The 15,661-nt window shown below is 71.2% G+C and carries 12 protein-coding genes; 6 read left to right on the top strand and 6 right to left on the bottom strand.

Annotation, left to right across the window (positions count from 1 at the left end; genetic code table 11):
• Positions 1–72: 72 nt before the first annotated feature.
• On the top strand, positions 73–1,380 hold the full coding sequence (gene secY, locus HEP85_RS34020) for a preprotein translocase subunit SecY (RefSeq protein ID WP_329528048.1): 1,308 nt from the start codon (positions 73–75) through the stop codon (positions 1,378–1,380).
• A gap of 27 nt (positions 1,381–1,407) precedes the next feature.
• Here the strand turns inward: secY and HEP85_RS34015 are convergent, their stop codons facing one another.
• Positions 1,408–2,667: an extracellular solute-binding protein gene (locus HEP85_RS34015; RefSeq protein WP_168531360.1), complete on the bottom strand. Its 1,260-nt coding sequence runs from the start codon at positions 2,665–2,667 to the stop codon at positions 1,408–1,410.
• A 216-nt stretch (positions 2,668–2,883) separates the two neighbouring features.
• Here HEP85_RS34015 and HEP85_RS34010 point away from each other — a divergent pair, with 216 nt between their 5' ends.
• Positions 2,884–3,099 (top strand): dodecin, encoded by a 216-nt coding sequence (locus tag HEP85_RS34010; RefSeq protein ID WP_168531359.1) that lies wholly within the window; start codon positions 2,884–2,886, stop codon positions 3,097–3,099.
• A 282-nt stretch (positions 3,100–3,381) separates the two neighbouring features.
• On the opposite strand, the gene HEP85_RS34005 is transcribed toward HEP85_RS34010, so the two are convergent.
• The gene (locus tag HEP85_RS34005) at positions 3,382–3,873 is read right to left on the bottom strand and encodes an HAD family acid phosphatase (RefSeq protein WP_168531358.1); all 492 of its coding nucleotides are present in this window, start codon (positions 3,871–3,873) and stop codon (positions 3,382–3,384) included.
• Between the two features lie 177 nt (positions 3,874–4,050).
• A complete protein-coding gene (locus HEP85_RS34000; RefSeq protein ID WP_168531357.1) occupies positions 4,051–4,602 on the bottom strand; it encodes an RNA polymerase sigma factor in 552 nt (183 codons plus the stop codon).
• A 46-nt stretch (positions 4,603–4,648) separates the two neighbouring features.
• Here HEP85_RS34000 and HEP85_RS33995 point away from each other — a divergent pair, with 46 nt between their 5' ends.
• The 3 genes from HEP85_RS33995 (at position 4,649) to HEP85_RS33985 (ending at position 8,349) form a co-directional block, all read left to right on the top strand.
• Positions 4,649–6,031, top strand: coding sequence for a serine/threonine-protein kinase (locus HEP85_RS33995; RefSeq protein WP_369657959.1), 1,383 nt, complete (start codon positions 4,649–4,651; stop codon positions 6,029–6,031).
• Between the two features lie 119 nt (positions 6,032–6,150).
• Positions 6,151–6,867 carry a DUF4232 domain-containing protein gene (locus tag HEP85_RS33990; protein ID WP_168531356.1) on the top strand — a complete coding sequence of 239 codons (717 nt, stop codon included), beginning with the start codon at positions 6,151–6,153 and terminating at the stop codon, positions 6,865–6,867.
• Positions 6,868–7,089: 222 nt separating this feature from the next.
• On the top strand, positions 7,090–8,349 hold the full coding sequence (locus HEP85_RS33985; RefSeq protein ID WP_168531355.1) for a hypothetical protein: 1,260 nt from the start codon (positions 7,090–7,092) through the stop codon (positions 8,347–8,349).
• An 82-nt stretch (positions 8,350–8,431) separates the two neighbouring features.
• On the opposite strand, the gene HEP85_RS33980 is transcribed toward HEP85_RS33985, so the two are convergent.
• From HEP85_RS33980 to HEP85_RS33970, 3 genes are all read right to left on the bottom strand, one after another.
• Positions 8,432–10,312, bottom strand: a complete 1,881-nt coding sequence (locus tag HEP85_RS33980) for a ricin-type beta-trefoil lectin domain protein (protein ID WP_248002178.1) — start codon at positions 10,310–10,312, stop codon at positions 8,432–8,434.
• A 607-nt stretch (positions 10,313–10,919) separates the two neighbouring features.
• Complete coding sequence (locus tag HEP85_RS33975) at positions 10,920–11,888, bottom strand: aldo/keto reductase (protein ID WP_168531353.1); 969 nt, start codon at positions 11,886–11,888, stop codon at positions 10,920–10,922.
• Between the two features lie 539 nt (positions 11,889–12,427).
• Complete coding sequence (locus tag HEP85_RS33970; protein WP_168531352.1) at positions 12,428–14,209, bottom strand: FAD-binding dehydrogenase; 1,782 nt, start codon at positions 14,207–14,209, stop codon at positions 12,428–12,430.
• Between the two features lie 295 nt (positions 14,210–14,504).
• On the opposite strand from HEP85_RS33970, the gene HEP85_RS33965 reads away from it, so the two are divergent.
• On the top strand, positions 14,505–15,545 hold the full coding sequence (locus HEP85_RS33965; protein WP_168534317.1) for an LLM class flavin-dependent oxidoreductase: 1,041 nt from the start codon (positions 14,505–14,507) through the stop codon (positions 15,543–15,545).
• The last annotated feature ends 116 nt before the right edge of the window (positions 15,546–15,661 follow it).

Raw genomic sequence — 15,661 nt, 5'->3', positions numbered from 1 at the left:
CGTGTTCCCGAGCTCGGAAAATCTGCTTCTGTTCACCTCTGGCGTGCTGGCGCGGGGGCGAAGGAGGAACCCTTGCTGAGCGCATTCGCCAAGGTCTTCAGAACCCCGGACCTGCGCAAGAAGCTGTTGTTCACGCTCGGCATCATCGTGCTCTACCGCGTGGGGTCGCATGTGCCGCTCCCCGGTGTGAACTATCGGGACGTCCAGGCGTGCGTGGACGCGGCGACGAAGAGCGGCGGCCTGCTGGGTCTGGTCAACCTGTTCAGTGGCGGCGCGCTGCTCCAGATCACCGTGTTCGCGCTGGGAATTCTGCCGTACATCACGGCGAGCATCATTCTGCAACTGCTGACGGTGGTCATCCCGAAACTGGAGGCGCTGAAGAAGGAGGGCGCCGCCGGGCAGGGGAAGATCACCCAGTACACCCGCTACCTGACGGTGGCCCTCGCCGTCCTGCAGGGTACGGGCCTGGTCGCGACCGCCCGCAGTGGTGCGCTGTTCCCCAGCTGCCCGACCGCCGCGGGCATCGTCCCGGACCATTCGATCCTCACCACGCTGGTGATGGTGCTCACGATCACCGCGGGGACGGCCTGCGTGATGTGGCTCGGAGAGCTCGTCACCGAACGCGGTATCGGCAACGGAATGTCGATGCTCATCTTCATCTCCATCGCCTCCACGTTCCCCGGCGCGTTGTGGACCGTCAAACAGGAGGGGCAGATCGCCGACGGGTGGCTCGGCTTCGGCGTCGTCATTCTCGTCGGGTTCGCGATGGTGGCCCTGGTCGTCTTCGTGGAACAGGCGCAGCGCCGTATTCCGGTGCAGTACGCGAAACGGATGATCGGCCGTAAGTCGTACGGAGGAACGGCGACCTACATCCCGCTGAAGGTCAACCAGGCCGGCGTGGTTCCGGTCATCTTCGCCTCGTCGCTCCTCTATATTCCCGCGCTGATCGCACAGTTCTCCAACTCGCACGCGGGCTGGGCCACCTGGGTCACACAGAACTTCGTCCGGGGAAACCATCCGTACTACGTCCTCGCGTATTTCCTCCTGATCGTGTTCTTCGCCTTCTTCTATGTGGCGATCACGTTCAATCCGGAGGAGGTGGCGGGGAACATCAAACAGAGCGGCGGGTTCATCCCCGGCCTGCGGGCCGGCCGGCCCACGGCCGAGTACCTGGGCTACGTCCTCAACAGACTCACCTGGCCGGGCGCCCTCTATCTGGGCCTGATCGCCCTCGTCCCCACCGTCGCGTTCGCGAGCTTCGGCGGCGCCAACCAGCTCACCGGTACGAGCATTCTGATCATCGTGAGCGTGGGCCTGGAGACCGTGAAGCAGATCAACAGCCAGATCGAGCAGCAGAACTACACGGGCTTCCTCCGGTGACACCCCCGGGGGACGGCGGCCCGGGACTCATCCCCCGGTCTCCGCCAGCCGTTCCGTGATCAGCCGGGAGGCGCGCCCGGCCTCGGTCGCGGGGTCGGCACCGGTCAGGACCTTGGTCATATAGGACTTGATCGGGTTGTCGGCCTCGACGGCGGCCCACCGGGGCGAGGCGGGGGTCGCCCGGCCGCGCGCGGCGCCCACCGCCATGGCCGCGGCGCCCTCCTCGCCGGCCACCGCGCCCGCGAGAGTGGTCTTGTTGGGCACGTAGTTCATCGTCCGGGCCAGTCGGGTCTGCCACTTGGCGCCGACGAGGGCCGAGACGACGGCCGTGGCCGCCCGCCGGTCGTCGGTGTTCTTGGGCTCCACGAGGTCGGAGCCGCCGGTGAAGACGGCGCCGGGCTCGGCGGCCGTCCTGCCGGGGACGGGGAAGAACCCGAGTTTCTTCCGCAGTGCCGGGTTCTGCTCCACGATCGCCTGGGCGAGCCCGGGTACGGCCACGATCTGTGCCACGTGGCCACCGGCGAACACCCCGGCCTGCGGCGGGTGTTCCTCGTCGGCGTCGGCGGGCCCGGAGCCGAGCGCCTGGAGCCGCCGGTAGAAGTCCATGGCGCGCAGGGCCGCGGGCGTCCCCAGGGAGCCCTCCCAGGTTCCGCCGGACTCCGTCGCGAGCTCTCCGCCCTCGTCCCAGACGAACCCGGCGAAGGTATACCAGTCCTGCCCGGCCAGGTAGATCCCCTGGTTTCCGGCCGAGTTGAGCCGTCCCGTGTCCTCGATCCACTGATCGCGGGTCTTCGGCGGCTTCTTGATCCCGGCCCGGTCGAAGAGGTCCTTGCGGTAGATGACGACGCGGTTCGCCGCGTACCAGGGGATGCCGTACTGGCGGGTGCTGAACCGGCCCGGCTGGGCGAGGCCCGGGAGCCAGTCGTCCATGCCCCAGTCGCGCACCGACTCGAGCGTCAGGTCGCTCAGGCCGCCCCTGTCCACGTACTGCGCCACCTGGGTGTTGCCCACCTCGATGACGTCCGGCCCGCTGCCTCCCTCACCCCCCAGCGCCCCCTGGACCTTCTGCACGATCCCGGTCCACTGCTGGATGCGGATGTCCAGGGCGATGTCCCGGTGGGTCCGTTCGAAGTCCTCGGTGAACCGCTTGAGGAACTCCTCGGACGCGCTGTCCTTCATCAGCCACACCGTCACGGTGTGCCGTCCACCGCCTTCCCCCGGCAGAGCTCCGCAGGCGGTCAGCAGGGAGGCGGTCACACAGGCGAGGGCGAGCAGACGACGCGTCACGAGGGGGATCCTGTTCTGTCTTGCGGACAGCGGAAAGGGAACCCGGCGTGGGGGACGAGCTCAGCGCTCGTACGGGTGTTCTGATTTTGGTATGGACCAATCAGGCCCGTCAAGGGCGGCCGGTCAGGACACCGCCGACATCTCGCGTACCGCGGCGCTGTGAGGCACCGTGGAATGACGCGTGGCACACCCGCCACGGCGGAGAGGAGCACCCGCATGACCGACCACACGTACCGGGTCACCGAGATCGTCGGCACCTCGCCCGAGGGGATCGACCAGGCCGTCCGCAATGGGATCGCCCGCGCCTCGCAGACCGTGCGCAACCTGGACTGGTTCGAGATCACCCAGGTCAGGGGTCAGATCGTGGACGGGGAGGTCGAGCACTACCAGGTGGGTCTGAAGGTCGGCTTCCGTCTGGAGGACGGCGCCTGACGCCACCGGGCGCCGCTTTTCCCGGTATGTGGCCCCGCCCCGGGGCCACATACCGCTCCCCCGCCGGGCCGTACGCCGATCCGCCGCGGGCCGGCGCGATCCGCCGCGGAGTCGCGCGCCGGACCCCATGGACATGCGGCACGGACCCGTCACTCCGGCCACCACTCGCTCCCCGCCCCGGAGCGGGATCGCGAGCGGACCCCCCGACCCCCGAACGGCCGACCGGCGGCCTTCGCGTCGCCCCGGACGGGCGCCCAGGTCGGCCCGCTCACGTCGGCCCGGTCAGGTCCGCCCCTCGCGCTCCTGCGCGTTCTTCAGGGTCGCCGACGCGGTCGCCCAGCGCGCCCGTACGACCGTGAAACCGGCCCGCTCGGCCTCGTCGCAGACGAGTTCGTCGTCGTCCACGAGGACACGGATCTCACGGTCGCGGGCGAGTCGGCGGAGGATCTCCGGCTTGGTACGGCGGGCCGACCTGCGGTCGTCGTCGCGCCGCATCAAGACCGGCCCCTCGGGCAGCCCCTGGGCGGCCAGCCACGCGACGGTGTCACGGCGGCAGCGCTCGGGACGGCCGGTCAGGTAGACCACATCGCACTCCCGCGCGCTCTCCATCGCCAGGGCCACGCCCTCGGCCAGCGGCGGATCCTGCGGCGCGGCCGCGAAGAACGCGTCCCAGTCGCGCGGGGTGCGCTCCAGGAACCGCTGTCGGTGCGCGCTGTCCGCGAGCGTGCCGTCGAGGTCGAACACGGCGACCGGTCTGCTGCTCTTCTGCGTCACGCCGACCACCCTAAGGGCCCGTGGCACCGGTCGCGCCGGGCGACCCGGAACCCCGTGAACCGGTCCGGCGCGGGGGCCGACGGGCACACCCGCCCCCCGGCCCGCGACCGCCTCACCTTCTGCGCCAACTCCCCTTCACTGAAACAGTGTTGGCAACGTCGCGGAAGTACGGCGATGTCACGAGGCGTCGGCCAGCCAGGGCCTGATCTGCTTACGGGCCTCGTGCAGACGGGACTTGAGCGTGCCGAGCGGGATGCCGACCCGTTCGGCGACCTCGGCGTATTCCAGTTGGCAGATGTCCCGGTAGACCAGCGGGGCCACCAGGTGCGGGTGTTCGCGCTCCAGCCGCTCCAGCGCCTCCAGGAGGTCGACGCGGGAACCGGCGATGACGCTCGTGGTGCGGGGGTCGACATGTTGTGAGGCGTCGATGACGTCCGGCTGCTCGGCAGCCCGCCGCTTCAGCTCGCGGTACTTCTGGCGGGAGCAGTTGGCGACGACCGTGTAGAGCCAGGTGCTGAAGCGGCTGCGGCCCTCGAAGCCGGTGATCTTCCGCGCCACCTGGAGGAGGACGTCCTGTGCCGCCTCCTCGGCGTCCTCACGGCACGGCAGGAATCGCCCGCAGCGCCGCATGACCTCCGGCCCCAGCCGCTGGAGCAGCAGATCCAGGGCGTCCGGATCGCCCGCGGCCGCGCGCAGCGCGAGCTCCTCGGTTCCCGCCGCGTCCTGCACTGGGTGCTCCCCTCGGTGCCGATCAGAGGCCAGGCATGATAGTCGCATGCACCCTCCGCAGCGGATCGGCCGCTACCGTCTGGACCGGCGCCTGGGCGCCGGCGGCTTCGGCGTGGTCTGGCTCGCCCACGACGAGGTACTGGACGCGGTCGTCGCCGTGAAGGTGCTGTCCGACAACTGGGTCGACCACCTGGATGTCCGGGAGCGCTTCCTCGCCGAGGCCCGGCTGCTGCGCAAGGCCGACTCGAACCGGGTCGTCCAGGTCTACGACATCGGTGAACTCCCGGACGGCAGACCCTACTTCGTCATGGAGTACGCGGACGGGGGCACCCTCGCGGACCGGGTCGGCGGTGAACCGCTGCCGGTGCCCGAGGCCCTGCGGCTGACCGCCCTGGCGGCCCGCGGCGCGGCCGCGCTGCACCAGGCCGGGATCGTGCACCGCGACATCAAGCCGTCCAACGTGCTGCTGCGCACGGCGCCCGGAGCGGGCGAGCGGGTCCTGCTGGCGGACCTCGGTCTCGCCAAGAGCCTGGCACACGCCTCCGGGCTGACGATGGCCGCGGGTTCCGCGGGCTACACCCCGCCGGAGCAGGCCCAGCCCGGGTCGGGGATCGACGCGCGGGCCGACGTGTACAGCCTGGGAGCCCTCGGCTATCACCTGGTCACGGGCACGGTACCCGGGCCGCCCGGCAAGGTTGTACGTCCCGACCGGCTCCGTACCGGCCTGGCGCCGGCCGTCCAGCGGGCCTTGCTGCGTGCCATGGAACCCGACCGGGAGCGGCGCTGGCCCACGGCGCTGGGTCTGGCCGAGGAGCTGGAGCGGCTGGCCGCAGTGACGCCGGCTCCGGCCGCCCGACCGGCCCGGCGCCGTCGAAGGACGGTGATCGCCGCGGTGGCCGTCGCGGTCGTGGTCGCCGCCGGCGGCGTCACCGCCGCCCTGGTGACCCGGCAGTCCTCCGGCGGTTCCGTGCGGGTCGCGGACGCCTCGGGACGGCTCACGGTGGAGGTGCCGCGCGCCTGGGGCCGCCAGCTGCGCGACTCCGGGTGGAATCCGCGGACCGTGGGCCTGTCGGACACCCGCGAACCGGGGCTGGCCGTCGCCGACGACCTGGCGAAGTGGCAGGACCTGGGCTCGGGTGTCGACGGGGTGTTCGTCGGTCTGAGCGAACGCGGGGACGTACGGGCCGAGGTCGCCTCGCTCGCCCACACCGGCTGCCACTACGACGGCAGCCGCACCTACACCGGCGCGCACTGGCACGGGCTGGTGAGGACCTGGAGCGACTGCCCGGGCGGTCACGGCTCGCTCACGGAGGCGTCGCTCACCCCCGCGGGCGGCGCCGCACAGCCGCAGCTCTACGTACAGATCCGCCAGAAGAGCGACAGCGACGCCACCGACCGTGTGCTCGGTTCCGTACGGGTAGGCACCTGACGAGAACGCGTGCCGGACTCGCGAACTTTTTCCGGCCGGCGCGCATCGGACACTGATGACGGAGCACGGAGCGCCGTACGCACGAGTCACGGCGTGCGCTGAATTCGAAGGAGTTTGACATGGCGACCTTCCGGCACGGCGACGAGATTCCCGTACGCCGTACGTCCTCCCCCGCGCACTGGGCGGCGGTGGTCGCGGGTATCGCGCTGCTGGGCACGCTCTCGGCCTGCGGCACCGACAGCGGTACGAGCGGCACCCCGCAGAAGCTCCCCGGCACGGCGCAGCCGGCCTCCGGCGACACGACCGCGGACGGCTCCCGCACCAGCACCGCTTCGGCCGGGGGCGGCAGGACGTCGGCACCGGCGTCGGGCTCGTCCTCGGCCACCGCCACGGCCTCGACGGGAAGCGGTGCCGCGAACACCCGCTGCCACACCTCCGAGCTGCGCGCGACGGTCGGCGGCAACGACCCGGGAGCGGGCCAGGAGAACTTCCCCGTCGTCCTCACCAACGCCTCCCACCGCACCTGCACCCTGCGCGGTTACCCCGGGGCCGCCTTCGTCGACGCGTCCGGCAAACAGCTCGGGCCCGACCCGAAGCGCTCGCCCGGCTCGCCGGCCACGGTCACGCTGGCCCCCGGGCAGAGCGCGTGGGCGGGCCTGACGTTCTCCAACCCGGAGATCAGCGGGGCCCGCACGGCCACGCCGGCGTCGCTGGTCGTCACGCCGCCCGACGAGCGGGACCCGCTCAAGGCGGCCTGGAAGGGCGGCAAGGTCCCGGTGTCCGGGAACTCCTCGTCGGTCTCCCTGACGGTCGTCCGGGCCGGCACCGGCGCCTGACCCCGCCGCTCCCCCGCGGTCCGTCCCGCATCCCGCCGCCCCGCCGTCCGACCCACGGACGGCGGGGTTTGTCACGGAACGGCAACACGTGCCGCCGCCGGCGACCTTTCCCGGACCTCCGCGCATCACACCGTTTGACGCACCCTCCGCGGAGCGGGGCGTCGCGGTAACGGAAGCTCCGGCCCGGCGCTGGAGCGGTATCGAGGACATCGGGGGTTCATCATGACCGGCATCTCACGCAGGCGTCTGCTGACCGCGACGGCCGCGGCGGGAGCGCTCGGCGCGCTCTCCGCCTGCTCGGCGAACGACTGGTCCGTGGGCAGCGACGGCAAGGGGACGGTGAGGGACACGACCCCGCGGCCCCGGCTCATCGGCGACGGTTCCACCGCCGACACGGGGGCCCAGCCGGGGCAGCCGATGGCCGAGCGGCTGAAGCCCGGCGAGCGTCCGCCGCAGTTCGTGGTGTTCTCCTGGGACGGCGCGGGCGAGCTCAGCAACAAGCTGTTCTCGCGATTCCGCAAGGTCGCCGCCGACCACGGCGCGTCGATGACGTTCTTCCTCAGCGGCATCTACACGCTGCCCGAGTCGAAGAAGCATCTCTACAGCCCGCCGCAGCACCCGGTGGGCGCCTCCGCGATCGGTTACCTCTCCGACCGGCACATCCACGCGACGCTCCAGCAGATCCGGGGTGCCTGGCTGGAGGGGCACGAGATCGGCACCCACTTCAACGGTCACTTCTGCGGCTCGGACGGGGTGCGCCGCTGGTCCCCCGCCGAGTGGCGCAGCGAGATCGACCAGGCGAAGAAGTTCGTCACCGAGTGGAAGACCAACACCGGCTTCACCGATCTCCAACCGCTCCCCTTCGACTACGACAAGGAGCTGATCGGCGGCCGCACCCCGTGTCTGGAGGGCCAGTCCAACCTGCTGCCGACGGCCGCGGCCCTCGGCTGGAAGTACGACGCCAGTTCCTCCGGCGGCCTGCAGATGTGGCCGGGCAAGGTCCACAACGGCCGCGTCTGGGACTTCCCGCTGCAGTCCATCCCCTTCCCCGGCCACACCTTCCAGGTCCTGTCCATGGACTACAACCTGATGGCCAACCAGTCGAACGCCAACCCGCTCGGTGACCGGTCCCAGTACGACGCCTGGCGCGTGCAGGCCCGTGACAGCTACCTCGCCGGCTTCCGCCGGGCCTACGAGAGCAACCGGGCCCCCTTCTTCGTCGGCAACCACTTCGAACGGTGGAACGGGGGCATATACATGGACGCCGTAGAACAGGCCATCGAGCAGATAGCGGGGCACGACGACGTGCGCCTGGTCTCGTTCCGCCAGCTCGTGGAGTGGCTGGAGGTCCAGGACCCCGCGGTACTGCGCAAGCTGCGCACCCTCGATCCCGGACAGTCCCCCCGCGGCGGCTGGGCGGAGTTCCTGGGCACGGGCGCCTCCGCGTCGGCCACGGCGGGGTCGGCCACCGCCACGTCGTGACACCTCTCGGCGGAGGCGGTCCGCACCCGGAGGCCGGTCGCCGGGCGGTGCGATCCCCGTGGGCGGGACGGCAGGCTACGCCTCAGCGGTGGCCGCCCCGGCCACCGCCGGATCCGTAGCCGCCGTAACCGCCGTCTCCATAACCGCCGTTGCCCCAGGAGCCGTCGTCGCCGGATCCCGGGGTGCCGTACTGGCCGTTCCCCGGCGGGCAGTCGTACGGGGAGCAGGAGGACGTGGAACCCGGCGCGGAGGAATCCGCCGAGGGCGTCGACGGTCCGGCCGAGGGCTCGGGCGAGGCCTCGGACGCACCGTTCGGCGAACCCGGCCGTGCGGACCCGGAGGGTTGCCGGGGCTCGGGCTCACCGGCCGCTCCGTCGGCGTCCCAGTCCACCGCCGCCATCTGGAGCGAGGGCGACGAGGTGTCCAGGGTCCAGTGCTGGACGGCCTGGTCCTTGCGGAGCTTGAGGACCAGGGCTCCCTCGCCGTTGGTGGCGGCGGGGGTGAGGGCCAGGTCCTGGTTGCCCCGTGGCACCAGCTCCCCCTGAAGGGTGAAGTCGTAGCGCACGTTCTTGCCGGTCGAGCCGGACTCGCCGGTGCAGGAGGCCAGTTGGACCGAGTAGCCGAGGTGGGAGTCGAGACACAGGCCCGGGTCGGCGACATCGCGCAGCACCCCGTCCGCCTCGTACGACCATTCCTGTGCCGCGTCCGAGGAGCACGAGGTGAGTGCCGTCTCGGCCCCCTTCACGAGCTTCCCGTCGACGATGCCGACGCACAGTCCGGTCTTGAGGTTGCGCAACCGGCCGCGCACGGTGCCGTTCGAAGCGTCGCCTATCCAGGACGGCTTCGCAGCGGGTGCCTTGGCGGGGCCCGAACTCGGCCTGCCCGAAGGGCCGGCGCCCTCGGCGGGGCCGTCCGAGCCCTGGGCCGCCCACAGGGCCAGCGGGACCAGGATCAGGCCGCTCGCGGTCAGTGCGGCCAGCGCGATGTTGCGGCGGCCCGGCGCGCGCCGGGGTGCTTTGTGTGTCGCCGGGCGGGAGTCGGCCGGCGACTGGCCGCGCGGCGACACTCGTGGGGGCCGACTGGGCGGGAGGGGGGCGTTGGCCGGGAGGGGAGGGATCGCTTGGGTGCCGGGGCCGCCGGGCGCGTCGTCCGTCACCTCCACGATCGCGACGGCGCGTCCCGGACGGGAGGCGAGATAGGCCTCGGCGCCCCAGCCGAGTACGGACTCGGCCAGTGGCAGGGCGAGTTCGCCGTTGAAGTGGTTCAACTGCTCGGCGGTGTTGAGGCAGTGGCGGCAGCGGCCCATGTGCCGGCGCAGATCGGGGTCGAGGTCGTCACCGCCGCGCCGCAGCGACACGTCCAGCATGCGGTGGTACTGGCGGCACTCCTCCTCGGGGGCCAGTTCGCGGTGGATCTCCAGGCAGCCCTCGCGCAGGCGTTCACGGGCCCGCTGCAGCTCGACGATGGCGGCATCCTCACGGATACCCAACAGAGCTGCGGGCAGGGCCAGTTGCTCGGCCTCGACCTCGGCGTGCCAGAGCAGGCAGCGGGCGGGCTCCGGAAGCCGCTGGAACGCGCGGGACAGCAGTCGCCTGCCCTCCGGCGGAAGGAGCCGGGCCACGACCCCCGCCTCACCGTCCGGACCGGCCAGGAGTTCGGGGTGGAGCGATTCCCGCCGCTGGTCCGCTAGCCATTCGGCGGTCATACGGCGCACGGTGACCAGCAACTGCGGCCGCCAGGCGGCCGTCGGTCCGGTCTGCCGCAGGGATTCGCCGAACAACCGGGTGAATGCGGCCGTGGTGAGCATTCCGGCGGGACGCACGCCGTTGGTGCACAGCCGCGCGTAGCCGAAGACTGCTTCCCAGTGGCGGTCGAGGAGTTCTCCGACGGGGTGGTGCGCGGGCGTGTTCCCCGAGCTCTTCTTCAGTTCGGCCGCCAGTCGCTCATCCGATATCTCGAACAAGCGAGCGGATTCCGGGGACTGAGACAGGGCGGGGTCGTTCACGTCCGCTTTCCTCCCAAAGGCAACGCATGAATGAGTCCATACCAATGGGCAGGCAGCCCGCCCGGTCAGGCGAGGGGCTGCCCATGGGGACCGTGTCGTCGCGAGCACCCACTTCGACGGCTCTCCGGAAGCGGGGCGGGCGGCCACACCGTGCACGCGCAGAAGGAAGTAAATATTGTCTGCACGCCAACAAGGCACACCTTTGCACAGCGGACCTTGCCGAAACAAGCCATCCCCTCGTTTTCCCGATTCCGCCGGGCGCGAGGGAGATTGACGAAACGTCAATAGAAGCTCGCGTAAAAAGAAATCAGAAATCCTCCGGCCTTCCGCCGGGGGCCGTGCGCCACGCCCACCTCCCTGCGGGCCCCCGGCGGAATGGGCACTCACCAGGCCACTGACGGCACGGCATACCCATGCGATGCCCACTATTGGGAGCGCTCCCAATATCCGTCGACCGCCTCTTGCGACGGCGGCACCGGATTCACCGGTCTCCGGTGGCCGCTCATGTGCGCATTACTTTTGCCCGATGAGAGATTGGGCGTGGCGAACGGATCGGGCCAGTGGATCAGTGACCGCTGATCGCCCGGGGCGTGTACGGCTGCTCCAGTTCCCCGACCTCCTTCTCGGTGAGTTCCACGTCGAGGGCGGCCACCGCGTCGTCGACGTGACCCGCCCTGGTGGCGCCGATGACGGGAGCGGTCACGGTGCTGCCGCGCAACAGCCAGGCGAGGGCGATCCGGGCGCGCGGGACATCGCGCTCGGCGGCGATCCGGCCGACGGCGTCGACGATGTCCCGGTCACCCTCCTGGTAGAGCTTCCTGCCGAACTCGTCGGTCCTGCTGCGCTCGGTGGTGACGTCCCAGGCGCGGGTGAGACGGCCACGCGCGAGCGGGCTCCAGGGCAGCACGCCGACGCCCTGGTCCGCGCAGAGCGGCAGCATCTCGCGCTCCTCCTCGCGATAGAGGAGGTTGTAGTGGTTCTGCATGGACACGAACCGGGTCCAGCCGTGCAGCAGCGCCGTGTACTGCGCCTTGGAGAACTCCCAGGCGTACATCGAACTCGCCCCGATGTAGCGGGCCTTGCCCGCCTTCACGACGTCGTGCAGGGCCTCCATCGTCTCCTCGACGGGCGTGGCGGGGTCGAAGCGGTGGATCTGGTAGAGGTCCACGTAGTCGGTGCCCAGTCTGCGCAGGCTGTTGTCGATCTCCGTCATGACGGCCTTGCGGGACAGGCCGCGCGCGTTGGGGCCGTCGTGCATCGCGCCGTTGACCTTGGTGGCGATGACGATCTCGTCGCGGCGGGCGAACTCCGCCAGCGCGCGGCCGACGATCTCCTCGCTGGTGCCGTCGGAGTAGACGTTCGCCGTGTCGAAGAAGGTGATGCCGGCCTCCAGTGCCCGGCGGATCAGGGGGCGGGACGCCTCGTCGTCGAGGGTCCACTCGTGGGTCCCCCGGCCGGGCACCCCGAAGCTCATGCAGCCGAGGCAGATCCGGGACACGTCCAGGCCCGTCGAACCGAGCTTCACGTACTGCATGCGCACTCCTGCGTTTCGTGGGGGTGGAGCCGGTCCTGCCTCCGCGTCCGTGTGAGCCGGCGGCAAGGGCTCCGGAATGCCATTTCCCGATCGCGGTTCGCTTAGTCGCACAGCCACCGCGGATCGGCCGCATGGACGCAGCGACTCGCGCTCCGCGCAAATACCGGCGACCCCGCGCCCCCGGTCCACGAGGTCCCGTCCGGAACACGCCCGACCACGCCGGAACGGACCGGACCGTGTACGGACCGGCGGAGGGATCGCCGGAGAGCCCGGCCCACGGACCGGCGTGCAGACCGCCGGACGGCCCCGCGCACGGACCGCTGTAGGGACCGCCGAACGGACCCGCGCACGGATCGCCGTAGCGACAGGCCCGTGTCAGACCGGCGTACGGGCTGCCGGACGGACCGGTGGCGGATCGGCGTACGGATCACCGGACGCGAGCCGGCCGTAGGTCGGCGTACGGATCACCGGCCGCAAGCCGGCCGCAGGTCGACGTACGGACCGACGGCGGGTCGTCGCCGGCGGCCCGTACGCCGGGGTCAGATCGCGGCGGCCGCCGCCCGTCCCGCCTGTCGCCCGGAGAACAGGCAGCCACCCAGGAACGTGCCTTCCAGCGACCGGTATCCGTGCACTCCCCCGCCGCCGAATCCCGCGACCTCACCGGCCGCGTAGAGACCGGGGATCGCGGTGCCGGTGGCGTCCAGGACGCGGCCCGAGAGGTCCGTCTGCAGACCGCCCAGGGTCTTGCGGGTGAGGATGTTGAGCCGGACGGCGATCAGCGGTCCGGCGCCGGCGTCCAGGATCTTGTGGATCGGCGCGGTGCGGCTGAGCGAGTCCCCGGTGTAGGCGAGCGCGTTGCGGATCCCCATGACCTGGACGTCCTTGGTGTACGGGTTGTCGATCTCCCGGTCGCGGGCGTCGATCTGCCGCTTGAGGTCCGCGAGATCGATCAGTCCGTCGCCGGTCAGCTTGTTCATGCCGGTGACCAGTTCGGAGAGCGTGGAGGCGACGACGAAGTCGACCCCGTTCTTCTTGAACTTCTCGATCGGCTCGGGGGTCTGCCAGATGCGCGAGAGCAGCATCCAGACGTCCTTGTTGGTGAGGTCCGGGTTCTGCTCCGAGCCGGAGAGCGCGAACTCCTTGGCGATGATCTTCTGGGTCGTCACGAACCAGGAGTAGTCGTAGCCCGTGTCGGTGATCGACTTGAGCGTGTGGAGGGTGTCGTATCCGGGGAGATCGGGGGCGGAGAAGCGCTTGCCGGTGGCGTCGAACCACATCGACGAAGGTCCCGGCAGGATGCGGATGCCGTGGTTGGCCCAGATCGGGTCGTAGTTCCTGAGTCCCTCCGTGTAGTGCCACATCCGGTCGGGGTTGACGATGCGCCCGCCCGCCGCCTCGGTGATCCCGAGCATCCGGCCGTCCACATGGGCCGGCACACCGGTGACCATGAACTTGGGCGGGGTGCCGAGCCGGGCCGGCCAGTTCTGCCGCACGAGGTCGTGGTTGGCGCCGATGCCTCCCGAGGTGACGATCACGACCGGCGCGCGGAGTTCGAAGTCTCCGACCACCGTGCGCGAACTGGCCTTGCCGCGCGCCGCGGTGCTCGGTTCGAGGACCGCGCCCCGGACGCCCGTCACGGCGCCGCCGGTGCGCACGATCTCGTCCACGCGGTGCCGGAACCTGAAGGTCACCTTCCCGTCCGCGACCGCGGCCCGCACCCGCTTCTCGAACGGCTCGACCACGGCCGGGCCGGTTCCCCAGGTGACATGGAAGCGGGGTACCGAGTTCCCGTGCCCGTCCGCGAGCCCGCCACCGCGCTCGGCCCAGCCCACGATCGGGAACCACCGCACGCCCAGCCCGTACAGCCAGGACCGCTTCTCCCCCGCGGCGAAGTCCACGTACGCCTCGGCCCACTTGCGGGCCCAGTGGTCCTGGCCGGCCGGGTCCCCGACGCCGCGGTCGAAACCGGCCGCTCCCAGCCAGTCCTGCCAGGCCAGCTCCCGGGAGTCCTTGATGCCCATCAGACGCTGTTCGTCGGAGTCGACCAGGAAGAGACCCCCGAAGGACCAGAAAGCCTGTCCGCCCAGGTTGGTCTCGGGTTCCTGGTCGAGCAGCAGTACCTTGCGCCCCGCGGCGGCCAGTTCGGCCGTCGCCACCAGACCGGCGAGCCCGCCGCCGACGACGATCGCGTCCGCGTCCGACGACCCGGCCGCGAAGGCGGGTGCCGCGTGCGCCGCGAGGGCGGCACCGGCCAGGACACCGCCCGCCGCCGTCAGGGCCCGGCGTCTGCTGATCACGGTGGGGGACACTGAATTCTCCATGGGCTGCCTTCCGTAGGAGGTACGTGAGGTGCGGGAGACGCCGCTGGTGTTGCTGCGACACCCGTGTTGTTACCGTCGGTAAGACCCCGGAAACACCACGGCGGCCCCGGTGTTGGACCAGAAGCCGCGACGGTTCACCACTCCACGCGCCTCGCGGAGATCACCCTTGCCTTGCCCGTCCCGGAGAGCGGGCGGATCATGGAAACGGCAGTGGAGAGTGAGCACAGTGACGACCGAGAAGAGCGAGACCCGGACCGGGGCGGGGCCCGTCCCCTCCGGGGCGGTGGCGCACGGCCTGGAGCGGCGCGGTGCCTCGGGGGCGGAGGGTCCCGCCGGGGCGGGCGTGCGCTTCTCCGTCCTCGACCGCTCCCGCACCCGTGAGGGGCACGACGCCGCCGAGGCGCTGCGCGACACCGTGCGCCTGGCCCAGGAGCTCGAGCGGCTCGGCTACCACCGGTTCTGGGTCTCGGAGCATCACGGCGTGCCCGGCGTCGCCGGGTCCGCCCCGACGGTGCTGGCCGCCGCGGTCGCCGCCGCCACCCGCACCATCCGCGTCGGCACCGGCGGGGTGATGCTGCCGAATCACCAACCCCTGGTCGTGGCCGAACAGTTCGGTGTCCTGGAGGCCCTCTTCCCCGGCCGGATCGACATGGGTCTCGGCCGCTCCGTCGGGTTCACGGCCGGGGTGCGCAGGGCGCTGGGGCGGGACAAGGACGCCGCCGAGTCGGCCGATTTCGCGGCCCAGCTCGACGAGCTGCTGGGCTGGTTCCGCGGCACGTCCCCGACCGGGGTGCACGCGCGCCCCACGGAGGGCCTGACGGTGCCACCCTTCGTGCTCGCCCTGGGCGAGGGCGCGGACATCGCGGCACGGGCGGGCCTCCCGCTGGTCATCGGCGACCTCAGGAACCGGGACAGGTTGCGGCGCGGGATCGATCGCTACCGTGCGGCGTTCCGTCCCTCCGACTGGGCGCGCGAGCCGTACGTCGTCGTCTCCGGCACGGTCGCGGTCGCGGCGACGTCGCAGGACGCGCACCGGCTGCTGATCCCGGAGGCCTGGTCGATGGCACACTCCCGCACGCACGGCACCTTCCCGCCGCTGCCGCCCGCCGGGCGCGTCGAGGGCCTGGTGATGACCGGCAAGGAGCGGGACCTCTACGAGTCCGGGCTCACCGGTCAGCTCGCGGGAACCGAGGAGCAGGTGGCCGAGGAGCTGGCGGCGGTGATCAGGGAGACGGGCGCGCAGGAGGTGCTCGTCACGACGAGCACCTACGACCGGCAGGCCCTGCTGGACTCCTTCCGCGGGCTCGCCCGCGTCGCGGGACTCACCCCGGCCTAGAATGGTGTGGTTTGCCCCCTGTCCGTTCACCTCGGTCCCTTCACCTCTCTCCGTTCACCCTGTCCGTTCACCACTCCCCGTTCGCCCCCAGGTCGCAGACCGTCTCAGGAGTCCCG

This window comes from Streptomyces sp. RPA4-2 (genome assembly GCF_012273515.2).
GTDB classification, from domain to species: Bacteria; Actinomycetota; Actinomycetes; order Streptomycetales; family Streptomycetaceae; genus Streptomyces; species Streptomyces kaempferi.
The sequence above is the reverse complement of the archived record's forward strand: the minus strand, read 5'-3'. Positions and strand labels throughout refer to the sequence as shown.

Excerpts from the sequence above, each read along its gene's own strand:
- HEP85_RS34010 (WP_168531359.1), top strand. The coding sequence starts at position 2,884 with ATGACCGACCACACGTACCGGGTCACCGAGATCGTCGGCACCTCGCCC.
- HEP85_RS33995 (WP_369657959.1), top strand. The coding sequence starts at position 4,649 with ATGCACCCTCCGCAGCGGATCGGCCGCTACCGTCTGGACCGGCGCCTG.
- HEP85_RS33990 (WP_168531356.1), top strand. The coding sequence starts at position 6,151 with ATGGCGACCTTCCGGCACGGCGACGAGATTCCCGTACGCCGTACGTCC.
- HEP85_RS33985 (WP_168531355.1), top strand. The coding sequence starts at position 7,090 with ATGACCGGCATCTCACGCAGGCGTCTGCTGACCGCGACGGCCGCGGCG.
- HEP85_RS33975 (WP_168531353.1), bottom strand. The coding sequence starts at position 11,888 with ATGCAGTACGTGAAGCTCGGTTCGACGGGCCTGGACGTGTCCCGGATC.
- HEP85_RS33970 (WP_168531352.1), bottom strand. The coding sequence starts at position 14,209 with ATGGAGAATTCAGTGTCCCCCACCGTGATCAGCAGACGCCGGGCCCTG.